This window comes from Mesonia sp. K7, from assembly GCF_003233725.1.
Lineage (GTDB): Bacteria > Bacteroidota > Bacteroidia > Flavobacteriales > Flavobacteriaceae > Mesonia.
This window is the reverse complement of sequence record NZ_QKQV01000011.1, coordinates 69,649-82,164: the sequence shown is the minus strand read 5'-3', so window position 1 is coordinate 82,164 and position 12,516 is coordinate 69,649. Positions and strand designations below refer to the sequence as shown.

The following is a 12,516-nucleotide window of genomic DNA, read 5'->3' as shown; positions in this document are numbered from 1 at the left end:
TATGAAAAGGTTTTTAATCTTTATCGCTCTTTTTATAACTGCTTTTGGGTTTTCACAAAACGCAGAACAAATCAATTGGATGTCGCCACAACAATTGAGCGACAGTTTAGTTACTCAACCAAAAAAAACACTTATATATTTTTATGCTGATTGGTGTGCTTATTGCAAAAAAATGGAAAAGCACGCTTTCAGTAATTCCAAAGTAATCAAAAAAATAAATAATAGTTTTTATGCTGTAAAAATGAATGCTGAAACAACAGACACCATACATTTTGGAAGTCAACAGTTTATCAATAAAGAAGCATTTAGTAAACGAAGAGGCACACACGAGTTTGCATTACTGTTGGGCAGTAGAAAAGACAGAAAGTTTTCGCTACCTGTAATATTACTTTTTGATGAGAGTTTTAAACTTATCCGAAGAGAATTTAACTACTTAACGACCGAGAAAATGTTAGCTTTTATTGCCGATTAAAACCCTCTTTCTTTTTGGATTTGCTCGTAAGCTTCTTGTACTTTCAAGAACTTTTCTTGAGCTCCTTTTTTATAGACTTCATCCATCCCTTGCAATTTATCCGGATGGTATTTTTTTGCCATCGTCCTAAACGCCTTTTTTACTTCAGCATCGGTTGCATTTCTTTCTATTTCCAAGATTTTATAGGCGTTGCCAGTATCATTGGTTTTGGCAAACATCGCTTTGATGCTGATGTAATCTCGCTGCGAAATGTGTAAATGACGTGCAATTTTATTGAGCTCCTGCTCTTCGGCGGAAGACAAGCTGCCGTCGGCTTGGGTAATTCCGAAAAGAAAATGAAGAATTTGTAAACGTACCTCGTAGGAAGTTCGCATACGCATATAGGCACAAATGCGAGCCGAATCTATTTCCCTTTTTTTGATGACGTCATTAAAAGTTCTGAAAGTTGCGTTGGCTCTTTCTTTTCCGTAGGCTTGCACGAAATAAGCCCGTACATAATCTAACTCTCTTTGGTTGATACTTCCGTCGGCTTTGATGATTACCGAGCAAAGAGTAAGTAGATTCAACTCAAAATCTTGTGGCGTAACCTTAGCTGAACTCTGCGTATTACCTGAGAAAACATCTCCAAAAATTCCACCTTGAGTTTTCTGGGATTTTAAAAAATAATTTTCGATGATCATGCCAATGATAAACCCAATAATACCACCAAAAAAGCGATAATAAGTAAATCCGAGAATGGCAAAAATCCATTTAAGCATAGTCAAAATTATTGAAATGCAAATATAAGGGGTTGAAACTACTTTGCGACGATAACAACGTTTTATATACCAAATTATTGAAGAAATTCGGTGATGAATATAAAAACAGCCATTACGATTATAAAATAGCCAAACGCTTTTTTAAGTTTGGTGCCGTCTACAAATTTCGAAATATGCGTTCCTACAAAAATACCAACAAATGCAAGGCTGGTAAATGACATTAGAAACCTCCAATCGATTTGTAAAATAAGCGCATCGCCCAAGAAAAACCCAAACAACGACTTTATGGCGATGATGATGAGCGAAGTACCAATCGCTTTTTTGATTTCTATTTTAGTGAGAAATATCAAAGCTGGTATAATAAGAAATCCTCCACCAGCACCTACAAAACCTGTGATTCCACCAACAAGTAGTCCTTCGAGAAGAATTAGAGGATAATTAAAACTTTGTTCTCTGATTTCTTCAGAAACTCCAATTTTTTGCTTTTTAAGCATCGAAGAAGCCGCTAAAAACATCAAAATTGCAAATAGACCAAACATGACCATTCTGCGTGTAAATATAAATCCGCTTAAAGCGAAAATATGCTCAGGTAGTACTGGTACCACAAAATGCCTGACCAACCAAACCCCTAAAATTGCAGGAATACCAAAAATAACAGCGATTCGCCAATCGACATTTTTTTTGTTATTTTGTTTAACCCCACCCAGCAAAGCAGAACCTCCGACTACAAAAAGCGAATAAGCTGTTGTAGTTTGTTCGTCGAGACCAAAACAATAAGCTAACACCGGAACCGCAAGGATAGAACCTCCTGCACCAACCAATCCTAAAGAAATTCCGATAAGGAGAGCAAAAAAATAACCGAGAATTTCCATAAAAGATTTAAAAATTGCGATTGCTAGGCAAACTTAAAATATTTGTATTGCTTTTTTGACTATAAATCGCATTTATTACAGTATTGAAAATTGAGATATGAGTATAACAAACAATTTGGTAAATTTGCAATATTGAATAACGATATAAAAATTTAGAAATATGTATCCAGCAGAATTAGTAAAACCAATGCGTGAAGAACTTACTGCAATAGGTTTTGAAGAATTACATAGCAGCGAATCTGTAGAACAAGCTTTAAAGAAAGAAGGTACCACGCTAGTTGTGGTAAATTCTGTTTGTGGTTGTGCTGCAGCCAATGCAAGACCTGGCGCAAGAATGTCGCTACAAAACGATAAAAAACCCCAACATTTGGTAACCGTTTTTGCCGGTGTAGATAAAGAAGCTACTGATGAAGCAAGAGCTCATATGATCCCTTTTCCACCGAGCTCACCTTCTATGGCGTTGTTTAAAGATGGTGAATTGGTGCATATGTTAGAGCGCCACCATATCGAAGGAAGACCAGCAGAAATGATTGCTGAAAACCTAAAAGATGCTTACAATCAGCATTGCTAAGATTCTTTTAGCGAAAGATTTGATAAACTGCTCAAAATTCTGAGCAGTTTTTTTATTATGCAAGCACAACTATTTTAAATCAAATATAGATTTCTATCTAGAATAACGCTTATTTTTGCCTCTTGGTAAATATGTATCATGAAAAAAATATTAGCCTACATTTTATCGGTTATTTATTACCTTGTTTTCGGAATTATTCTGGTTGTTTTTCATCCTGTACAATGGGTTTGTTTGAATATTTTTGGATATCAGTCTCATAAAAAAAGTGTCGACTACCTTAATTTCTGTTTGCTAAACTCTTTACGGATTTTAGGAACGAAAATCACTTTTGACAATTCTTATGAATTCAACAGAAACCAACCCTATATTATTGTTTCAAACCACCAAAGTCTCTACGATATTTCACCTATAGTTTGGTATTTAAGACGACTTCACCCAAAATTTATCAGTAAAAAAGAATTAGGAAAAGGAATCCCCAGTGTTTCTTATAACCTTCGTCACGGTGGTTCTATACTTATCGATAGAAAAAATCCAAAACAATCCTTACCAGCGATTAAAAGTTTTAGTGAATACATCAATAAAACCAATCGTTCTGCCGTGATATTTCCGGAAGGAACTCGTAGTAAAACGGGAGCGCCAAAAAGTTTTTCTCCCAATGGGCTGAAAATGTTATTTAAATATTGTCCTGATGCGATTGTGATACCAATCACGATTAATAATTCCTATAAAATTGTTAAGTATGGTATGTTTCCATTAAATTTAGGCATAAATTTACATCTCAAGGTACAAAAACCCTTGTTAGTTAAAGACTACCAAAACGACGAATTATTAGAGAAGCTTGAGCAAGCAATTATAAAAGATATCAAATACTAAAAAATAAGCAAATGGTCGAGAAGAATATCCGATTAGAAGTGATGCAACAATTAGAGGGAAAAGTCGATGGGTTTATCGATCAGTTTTTGATACCCGTAGATACCATTTGGCAACCCACCGATTTTTTACCCAATTCACAAGGAGATAATTTTTATGACGAAGTGACCGAAATAAGAGAGCTTGCCAAAGAATTGCCTTATGATTTTTGGGTGGTTTTAGTTGGTGACACGATTACCGAAGAAGCCTTACCTACTTATGAATCTTGGTTGATGGACGTAGAAGGTATCAATCAACACGATGGTGGAACAGCTTGGTCCCGCTGGGTTCGTTATTGGTCTGGTGAAGAAAATCGTCATGGCGATGTGCTTAACAAATACCTCTACCTTTCGGGTCGTGTAGACATGAAAGAAATTGAACGTACCACACAACATCTTATCAATGATGGATTTGATATCGGTACGGACAGAGACCCTTATAAAAACTTTGTTTATACTAGTTTTCAAGAGCTTGCAACATATATTTCACATAACCGAGTGGCTAAATTAGCTAAAGATTATGGCAACAAATCACTCGCCAAAATGTGTAAGATTATTAGTGGTGACGAAATGCGTCACTTTAATGCTTATAGCACTTTCGTGGATGAAATATTTAAGCTAGACCCTAGCAACATGATGATTGCTTTTAGCGATATGATGAAACATAAAATCGTGATGCCAGCTGTATTTTTACGTGAAAGCGGAGAGGGTTTAGGAAGTGCTTTTGATGAATTTTCTAATGCAGCACAACGCATTGGCGTTTATACCGGAGCCGATTATATCGATATTATGCGACGTCTCATCAAAAAATGGGATATCGAAAACCTCAACGGGCTTACCGATCAAGCGGAAAAAGCCAGAGATTTTGTAACTGCTCTTCCTGCAAGAATGGAACGCATCAATAGCAGAATGAGAATCCCTGAAGAGGTGACGCATTTTAAATGGGTAAATCCTGCGATGGTGAAATAATCAAAACAATTTATACTGCCCGTTTTTTTGTTCTAGAAATAAAAAGTTAGACATTGGTGGTGCTTTTTTCTTTCCAGAAAAATATTTGAGCCTTGCAATTTTAAACTGCTGGTGTATTTGTTCTGCAAACTCACCTTCGCCTTTCATTCTGGTTCCGTAACGGCTATCGTTTAGATTCCCATTATGACAAGACTCAATAAGATGTAAAACTTTTTTCGCTTTAAGCGGATATGTTTTTTCTATCCAGTCTTTAAAAACTTCGGCAATTGCCCCGTTTAATCTCACCACAGTAAAAGCAATAGACGATGCTCCCAAATCACTTACTTTTTTGGCGAGCTTAAGAATCTCGTGACTGTTGATACCCGGAATAATCGGTGCCATCATCACATTTACAGGTATATTATTTTCGGCTAGTGTTTCCAAGGTTTTAAAACGTTGTTTGATAGTTGTCGTTCTGGGTTCGACCATTCTGCGGGTTTTTTCTTCTAAAGTCGTAATTGATAAGCTTACGCGAATTAAATTACGTTCAGCAAGTTGTTTAAGTAAATCTAGGTCCCGTAAAATCAAACTGTTTTTAGTAATAATTCCTGTAGGGTGTTTATATTTTACCATCACTTCCAAACATTTTCGGGTGATTTCTAACTTACGTTCAATGGGTTGGTAACAGTCTGTATTTCCTGAAAAAACAATGGTTTTACCTTGCCAAGTCTTTTTTAGAATAAACTCTTCTAATAATTGTGGGGCATTCTTTTTAACTAAAATCTGTTTTTCGAAATCCAAACCCGCATTAAAACCCCAATATTCATGGGAGTTTCTTGCGTAGCAATAAATACAACCGTGTTCGCAACCTTGGTAAGGATTTGCAGAATAACCCATACCCACATCGGGACTACTTACTTTATTGACAAAAGTCTTTGGGAAGATTTCCTGAAAGTGGGTTTTCTCATCAAAAGGACTCTCGTTTTCTAAATGGCAATGTTCTAAATACTCTGCTTCATTTTCATGAAAATGATTTAAATACTTGTTTTTTGCTTGTAGTTGAGCTCCTCTTCCTCTGTGGTGAATAGACATAAAAAAATTATCTTCGAATCTCTTCAAAGATAATTTTTATTTGGAAATATTCCTATTTTATGGATTTAATCTTTTATAGACTCAGTCTAATAAGTTGTTTATTTTTTCCTTTATTTCCTTCTAAAAGAAGACTTTTTCCATCTTTAGATATAACACCAAAAGTAGGTTTATAGGTCATTTTTGAATGTTTATCATCGATTATTTTTTCATATTCAAATTCACCGTTTTGGTCTACTACGATAGTGTATAAATTCATTCTTTTTCGGCCAGTGTCTTTAAACCTAATTCTATCATCTTTCATTTTTGCAACGTTTTCTGCTCCGTTAAGAAATAAAAGAAGCTTATCGCCACTTAAAAGTGAAGAAAATGACAAATAGCCTTTAGGGTTTTGTGTAGCTTGGTTTTTGTTTATCGTTCTTAACCATTGTACTTCACCTTGCTGGTTTAGTTTACAAATAGAAATATCATTATAATGATAGACATAATAGGTATGCACACCATATTGTGTCACTTGTGTATGAACTGTGATATAATATTCTTCTGCGGTAAAATATATATTATCATTTTCACCAACAAAGAAATCTCTATAAGTAATATGTTTAACTTCCTTACCTTTTTCTTTTTTTCGTTTACCTCTTTTTTCTCCATATTTATCTATCATATATTGTTCGGTAAACGGATTAAATTGGTGAGAATTGACTTGTAAATCCTCACTGTTCAATTGATAATAAACAATACCTTTAGTTAAATTATCATTTTTTTCAGAATAAGTTCCTACACTATGTATTTTATTATCTTTTATCAGGATTTCTAAAGATTTTATATGCTTTTCGTTAGTGCCCAAAGTAACTTCATTTACTCCATTGGCACTAAGTTTATAAATTTTAAATTCATAATTTATTTTGCCTTTAACCTCTTCTTTATAGGTGTCATTCTTATACGACTTCCCTAAAAAATAAACGGAACCATCATCATCACTTACAGTGAAAGAGTTATATTCAAAATATTTATCTTTTTTATCATCAGTAAAAGTTTGATCATATACTTTTTCTAAACTTTTGTTGTAAACAATAACGCGATGAGTCTCTTTGTCGTCATCTTTTAAATCAAAGTTAAACGCAAAATAATTAGCGTTATTTGACATTCTAACCTCACCTGTAGGATCGTGATCTATTTTACCTAAGTTTGTAATAGGAATAAAGCCAATAGCAAAAAAGAAAGGTTTTTTAACATCTTTACGATCGATAGAAAATAATTTTTTGGAAGTAAATTTAAAATCGCTAAGGTTAGCGGTTAAAAGATTATAATCATTTGTTTTCTCATCTCTATTTCGGCGATACTCGATTAAGTGTATTTTCCCTTTTTCTACTAAAATGTTTTTGATGCTATTGTCATCAATCTCTATTTCTAGCTTATTTTTTAGATTTAAATTGCTGTTGTAATGCTCTAGATAGTAGCCTTTTGGCTGTTTCATAAGACCACCTTTAAAAACTTTTAGCATGACAAGTCCTCCACTGTCATCGTCTGTTGTATAGAGTATTTCTGAGTCTTTTTTACGATCTTTAGAAACTTCTCCATACTCAACATTTACGTTGCTCATCTGAGCAAAATTTGTGAATGGTAAAATAATTAAAAAGGTGAGAAGGGTAATTTTTAATTTCTTCATAATTTGAATTGGTATTTAGTTAAAGCTTTCAATATATCTATCTGTTCGGAAAATTAGCCTTTCTTTTTTCTAAAAATGCGGATGTTCCTTCTTTAAAATCTTCGGTGCCAAAGCTTTTTCCGAAGTTTTCGATTTCCTTTTCAAAACCGTTAATACCATCTTCATCATTGGCGTTTATGGCTTCGATAGCAAAACCGATAGCTACAATCGAATTTTTAGCGATTTTATCGGCAAGTGAATTGGCAAGATCCAATAATTCTTCTGGAGAAGTTACGTGATTCACCAGTCCGTAACTATGAGCCGTTTTGGCATCAATCATTCCGGCAGTCATAATCATTTCCATCGCTCTTCCTTTGCCTATAAGCTGTGACAAACGTTGCGTCCCTCCATAACCCGGAATCACACCCAGTGAAGTTTCTGGTAAACCCATTTTGGCATTGTCACTGGCAATTCTAAAATGTGCTGCCATCGCCAATTCAAGTCCGCCACCAAGAGCAAAACCATTGATGGCTGCAATCACAGGCTTTTTGAAATTGGCAATTCTATCAAACACCATTTGTTGGCCTTGAGCTGCCAAACTCTGCCCTTCCTGAACATCAAAATCGGCAAATTCTGATATATCGGCTCCTGCAACAAACGCTTTTTCACCACTTCCGGTAAGAATCACAATTTTGATATTTTGGTCTGATTCTATTTCCGCGAAAGCTTGATTTATTTCACTTAAAGTGGATTTGTTTAACGCATTGAGTTTGGAAGGCCTGTTGATGGTTACAACAGCTTTAAAATCATTTTTTTCTACTAAAATATTTTCAAATTTCATAATCTATATTTTTGGAAATGTTACTTTAAAAATGGTCTCTTGATGCGGAATCGAAGTAAAACTTATTTGCCCATGGTAGGTCTCTACAATATTTTTAATAATGGCAAGGCCTAAGCCCATTCCGCTGGTTTTTGTGGTAAACTTAGGCTCAAAAATGTGCTCTTTATTATCTTCTTTAATGCCAACCCCGTTGTCTTTTACAGTAATGCAAACATTGTTTTCTTCGATAAAAACTTTAACCTCTAATTTTTTGTCTTCGATTTCCTCCAAGGCCTGCAAGCTGTTTTTAACCAAATTGGTCACGACACGTATCAATTGTGTGCGGTCGAAAATAGCTAAAATTTCTTCTTTTTCGGTTGAAAAACTAATGTTTTGGTCATTAAAAATATCCAAAGCGAGTTTTACAATCTTGGGTACATTTAAAGTTTCATTTTGTTGTGCCGGCATTTTGGCAAAATTAGAAAACGCCGAAGCTATCGAACTCATCGTGTCGATTTGTTGAATAAGCGTGTTGCTATAATCCCTGAGTTTTTCTTTGATTTGCGGATCGTTTTCATCAAAATTTCGTTCAAAACTTTGTACGGTAAGTCGCATTGGTGTGAGCGGATTTTTAATTTCATGAGCAACTTGTTTTGCCATTTCGCGCCAAGCTTGTTCCCGTTCGTTAGCTGCTAGTTTTACCGCACTTTCTTCCAATTCGTCAATCATTGAGTTGTAAGCTTTTATCAAAGATTTTATTTCTTCTGAAGCATTTTTAACCTCTATTTTTTTGTTTTTACGGTCTAATCGTGTTGCGTAGATTTTATCACTCACCGTTTTGAGTGACGAAGTGATGTAACTCGAAAGCAAATAAGCCAAGATAATCGCCACGGCAATTAAAACCAGGTAAACTTGCCCTAAAATCGTCAAAAAATGATTGAGCTGGTTACTGATAAAACCATCGTCCTCAATATCGGGCAAATTGAGAATTGCCAAGGGCTTAAAGTATTTATCGGTTACATAAGTATAAGAAGAATGATAGGTTTCGCCATTCTCTTTATAACTATGTATTATTCTCTTTGATTCAGAATTTTGAATCTTATCGAGTATTTCTTTCTCGAGATTGGCTTCACTGGTATCCCTAAAAAAACTTGCCTGAGTTGACTTTAGCACCTTCCCATCTAAATCATAAAAATTGATTTCTATTCCGTGAATATTTTTTAATTCGTAGATTTTTTCCTTAAAAATAAGCGGAATATTTTCGGTGGTCACCGGGTAAGTCGTGTTGTTGAAAATCTCGTAATTAACACTTGCCCGTATCGATGCTTCTTTCTGTTTGAGTTTATCCCGTTGGTAGGCTTCGGCTTCTTTTTTATATTGGTAAATCGTCACAAAAGCAATAAGTACAGAAGCTCCCAGCACCAAAAAAATCATGCTTAGAAAAATGCGTGTGCGTAAAGAGCGGACTAAAAACATTATTCCCAGTTTTTCTTATTTCTTATTCGCTTGTATATGTTGATGCCCAACATGAGTAAAATTCCTAAAACAAAAATTCCTAAAACCCCAAAAACCCAATTGATGGTACTTTTTAAAATCACCAAAAAAACAATGGAAAACAAAATAATGGTTGCTCCTTCATTGAATAATCGCATTTGGTTCGATTTCCACTTAAAAATATCTTGTTGCTGTTGTTTAAATATCAAGTGGCATTTGTAATGATACACAAAAAGTGCCAAAACAAACAGTAGTTTGATGTGCATCCAACCTTGTTTGAGCCAAAAAGGCTGTGCTATAAGCAACAAAACCGCAAAAAGTATCGCCAAAATCGCCGAAGGCCAAGTAATAATATACCAAAGTCGTTTGGCCATAAGTTTGAGTTGTTTGCTTAAAATTTCCTTTTCAGGGGAAGCTTTGCCTTGGGCTTCTATATGGTAAATAAACAACCTTGGAATATAAAACAAGCCCGCAAACCAAGTGATGACAAAAATAAGGTGTAAAGATTTTATGTAATTATAATATTCCGCCATAAGGCAATTTTATTCGAGTTTTTTCATCTCTAAATGTAAAAAAATTCCCGTAACTATCGTAGAAAGTAAATCGGCCAACGGAAAAGAAATCCAAACTCCAAACTCATCATAATAGTTTGGCAATATCAAAATCAAAGGAATAAAGAAAAAACCTTGTCGTGAAAGTGTTAGTAACAATGCCGGAATTGCTTTTCCTACAGCCTGATAATAAGCAGCTCCTATCAACTGAATGGCAATGATGGGCAAAGCAGCAAAAACCAAGCGCATCGCTGCTGGTGTTTTGGCTAAAATTTTAGGTTCTTGCGTAAAGACAGAAACAATTTCTTTTGGAAAAACCATGATTAAACCAAAAACAACGATAGCCAAAACGCCTGCATATAAAATCGCTTTTCTAATGGTTTCGCGTACACGCGTAAAATGCTGTGCTCCGTAATTATAACCAGCAATCGGTAAAAAACCTTGTGTGACTCCCAAAACTGGGAATAAAGCAAACATCAACATTCTAGCAATAATCGCATAGACCGTTACCGAAGTGACACCGCCCAATTTGTATAAAATATTGTTGAGTAGTAAATAGGTTACACTTACAACCGCTTGTCGCGAAAGCGTTACAAAGCCCAACGAACTTATTTCTTTAATAATGCTTCCATTGAGTTTTAGGTGGTTTAAACCCAGTTTCATCTCTGAATTTTTGGAAGCGAAAAACCAAAAGATATAAAGAAAACAAACTACATACGAACCAGTAGTTGCCCAAGCCGCTCCGGTAATTCCCATATCAAAAACTTTAATGAGCAAATAATCTCCCAAAATATTTCCTACCGAAGGAATAATCATCGCAATCATGGCAAACATAGGTTTTCCTTCGGCTCTAATGACTGTATTTCCCATCATGCTTAATGCCAAAATAGGAACGCCGTAAAGTACGATTCGGTAATAAATAGAAGCGGGTTCGTAAATTTCTCCTTTTCCGCCAAAAGCGGGAATCAAACCGGTCATGTACCATAACCCGAAAATCACAAAACCTACCGTCAATAAAATGGTAAGCATAATCTGATTTCCGAAAGTGTGAAGTGCTTTTTCTTTAAAATCCGCGCCAAGCGCCCTTGAAACTATAGATGAGCCTCCTATACCTATCGACATTCCGAGAGCGGCGATAAAAAACGAAACTGGTAAGACTACATTTATCGCAGCAATAGCAACAGGTCCAATCCAATTTCCAACAAAAATGGTATCTACTAAAATATTGAGCGACATTACCAAAATACCAATAGAAGCGGGAACCGATTGCTTTATCAATAATTTGCTGATGGGCTCGTGACCCAAAGCCTTTGAGCCTAGTCTAGCCATAAAAGTTCTTCTTGGGTTTCCAGTTTATTTGTTTGCCAATCTTTAACCCAATCCGAAAGTAGATTTGCCCAATCTTCTCGGTCATTTAGACACGGAATAACAGTAAATTCTTCCCCTCCGTTTTCTTCAAAAATCTCTTTGCCCTCCATCGCAATTTCCTCTAAGGTTTCTAAACAATCGGTGACAAAAGCTGGGGTCACGACCACCAATTTTTTTATTCCGCTTAAAGCAAATTTTTCGATGGTTCTATCGGTGTAAGGTTGCAACCAAGGGTCAAAACCTAACCTCGACTGAAAAGATGTAGAACACTTGTTGGCGTCTAAACCTAAAGTTTCTACTACATTTTTGGTGGTTTGGTAACATTGATGACGGTAGCAATATTGATGGGCTTTTGAATTTTCAAAACAACAGCTTTTATCAATCTTGCAATGGTTTTTGGTTATATCTCTTTTTTTGATATGCCTTTCAGGAACACCGTGATAGCTAAACAAAATATGATCGTAATCTAAATTTTGAATGCTTTCCTGTATGCTTTTTGAAAGTAGTTTGATGTAACTTTCTTTTCCGTAAAATGCAGGCAAGTAATCGATATGCAGTTGTGGGAAAAACTCATTTTTCACCCTTTCTGCTTCAGCGATTACCGTTTCTGTCGTTGCCATCGCATATTGCGGGTAAAGCGGCAGCAGTAAAATTTCGTTTACTTTTTGGTCAACCAATTTTTTGATACCTTCTTTAATGGACGGATTTCCGTAACGCATCGCCAATTCTACTGGCATATCGTTGATGTTCTGCTGTACTTTTTCTTGTAAATTTTCGGAAAGCACAATTAATGGCGAGCCATTTTCCCACCATATTTTTTGGTAAGCTTCCGCGGATTTTTTTGGACGGGTGTTCAAAATAATTCCTCTAACGATAAACGATCGCAACCAAAAAGGAACATCAATGACACGTTTATCCATCAAAAATTCGTCGAGATATACTTTTACGTCCTGTGATTTGGTACTTTTTGGAGATCCTAAATTGACTAATAATACGCCTTTCATCTATTTCTAAAAG

Annotated in this window: 13 protein-coding genes; 4 read left to right on the top strand and 9 right to left on the bottom strand. The window is 35.4% G+C overall.

Annotated features, from left to right (window positions below):
• Position 1: 1 nt before the first annotated feature.
• Positions 2–472 carry a thioredoxin fold domain-containing protein gene (locus DNG35_RS09040; RefSeq protein WP_111128282.1) on the top strand — a complete coding sequence of 157 codons (471 nt, stop codon included), beginning with the start codon at positions 2–4 and terminating at the stop codon, positions 470–472.
• Here the strand turns inward: DNG35_RS09040 and DNG35_RS09035 are convergent.
• Positions 469–1,230 (bottom strand): molecular chaperone DjiA, encoded by a 762-nt coding sequence (locus DNG35_RS09035; protein ID WP_111128227.1) that lies wholly within the window; start codon positions 1,228–1,230, stop codon positions 469–471. The genes DNG35_RS09040 and DNG35_RS09035 overlap by 4 nt on opposite strands.
• Before the next feature lie 74 nt (positions 1,231–1,304).
• Positions 1,305–2,102 (bottom strand): sulfite exporter TauE/SafE family protein, encoded by a 798-nt coding sequence (locus DNG35_RS09030; RefSeq protein WP_111128225.1) that lies wholly within the window; start codon positions 2,100–2,102, stop codon positions 1,305–1,307.
• Between the two features lie 160 nt (positions 2,103–2,262).
• Here DNG35_RS09030 and DNG35_RS09025 point away from each other — a divergent pair, with 160 nt between their 5' ends.
• The 3 genes from DNG35_RS09025 (at position 2,263) to DNG35_RS09015 (ending at position 4,550) form a co-directional block, all read left to right on the top strand.
• Positions 2,263–2,673: a BrxA/BrxB family bacilliredoxin gene (locus tag DNG35_RS09025; protein ID WP_111128222.1), complete on the top strand. Its 411-nt coding sequence runs from the start codon at positions 2,263–2,265 to the stop codon at positions 2,671–2,673.
• A gap of 138 nt (positions 2,674–2,811) precedes the next feature.
• Positions 2,812–3,546, top strand: a complete 735-nt coding sequence (locus tag DNG35_RS09020; protein WP_111128219.1) for a 1-acyl-sn-glycerol-3-phosphate acyltransferase — start codon at positions 2,812–2,814, stop codon at positions 3,544–3,546.
• Positions 3,547–3,557: 11 nt separating this feature from the next.
• Positions 3,558–4,550 (top strand): acyl-ACP desaturase, encoded by a 993-nt coding sequence (locus tag DNG35_RS09015; RefSeq protein WP_111128216.1) that lies wholly within the window; start codon positions 3,558–3,560, stop codon positions 4,548–4,550.
• On the opposite strand, the gene DNG35_RS09010 is transcribed toward DNG35_RS09015, so the two are convergent.
• The 7 genes from DNG35_RS09010 to hemH all read right to left on the bottom strand — a co-directional run bounded on the left by DNG35_RS09010 (position 4,551) and on the right by hemH (position 12,503).
• Complete coding sequence (locus DNG35_RS09010) at positions 4,551–5,621, bottom strand: PA0069 family radical SAM protein (protein ID WP_111128214.1); 1,071 nt, start codon at positions 5,619–5,621, stop codon at positions 4,551–4,553. It lies immediately after the preceding gene.
• Positions 5,622–5,694: 73 nt separating this feature from the next.
• Positions 5,695–7,287 carry a hypothetical protein gene (locus tag DNG35_RS09005; RefSeq protein ID WP_111128211.1) on the bottom strand — a complete coding sequence of 531 codons (1,593 nt, stop codon included), beginning with the start codon at positions 7,285–7,287 and terminating at the stop codon, positions 5,695–5,697.
• A gap of 37 nt (positions 7,288–7,324) precedes the next feature.
• Positions 7,325–8,107, bottom strand: a complete 783-nt coding sequence (locus DNG35_RS09000) for an enoyl-CoA hydratase/isomerase family protein (protein WP_111128208.1) — start codon at positions 8,105–8,107, stop codon at positions 7,325–7,327.
• Between the two features lie 3 nt (positions 8,108–8,110).
• On the bottom strand, positions 8,111–9,562 hold the full coding sequence (locus DNG35_RS08995; RefSeq protein ID WP_233494471.1) for a PAS domain-containing sensor histidine kinase: 1,452 nt from the start codon (positions 9,560–9,562) through the stop codon (positions 8,111–8,113).
• Positions 9,562–10,113, bottom strand: coding sequence for a CopD family protein (locus DNG35_RS08990; protein ID WP_111128203.1), 552 nt, complete (start codon positions 10,111–10,113; stop codon positions 9,562–9,564). The genes DNG35_RS08995 and DNG35_RS08990 overlap by 1 nt, the downstream gene beginning before the upstream one ends.
• A gap of 9 nt (positions 10,114–10,122) precedes the next feature.
• Positions 10,123–11,460 carry an MATE family efflux transporter gene (locus DNG35_RS08985; protein WP_111128200.1) on the bottom strand — a complete coding sequence of 446 codons (1,338 nt, stop codon included), beginning with the start codon at positions 11,458–11,460 and terminating at the stop codon, positions 10,123–10,125.
• On the bottom strand, positions 11,448–12,503 hold the full coding sequence (gene hemH / locus DNG35_RS08980; RefSeq protein ID WP_111128280.1) for a ferrochelatase: 1,056 nt from the start codon (positions 12,501–12,503) through the stop codon (positions 11,448–11,450). Before hemH ends, DNG35_RS08985 begins: the two co-directional genes overlap by 13 nt.
• Positions 12,504–12,516 lie beyond the last annotated feature (13 nt).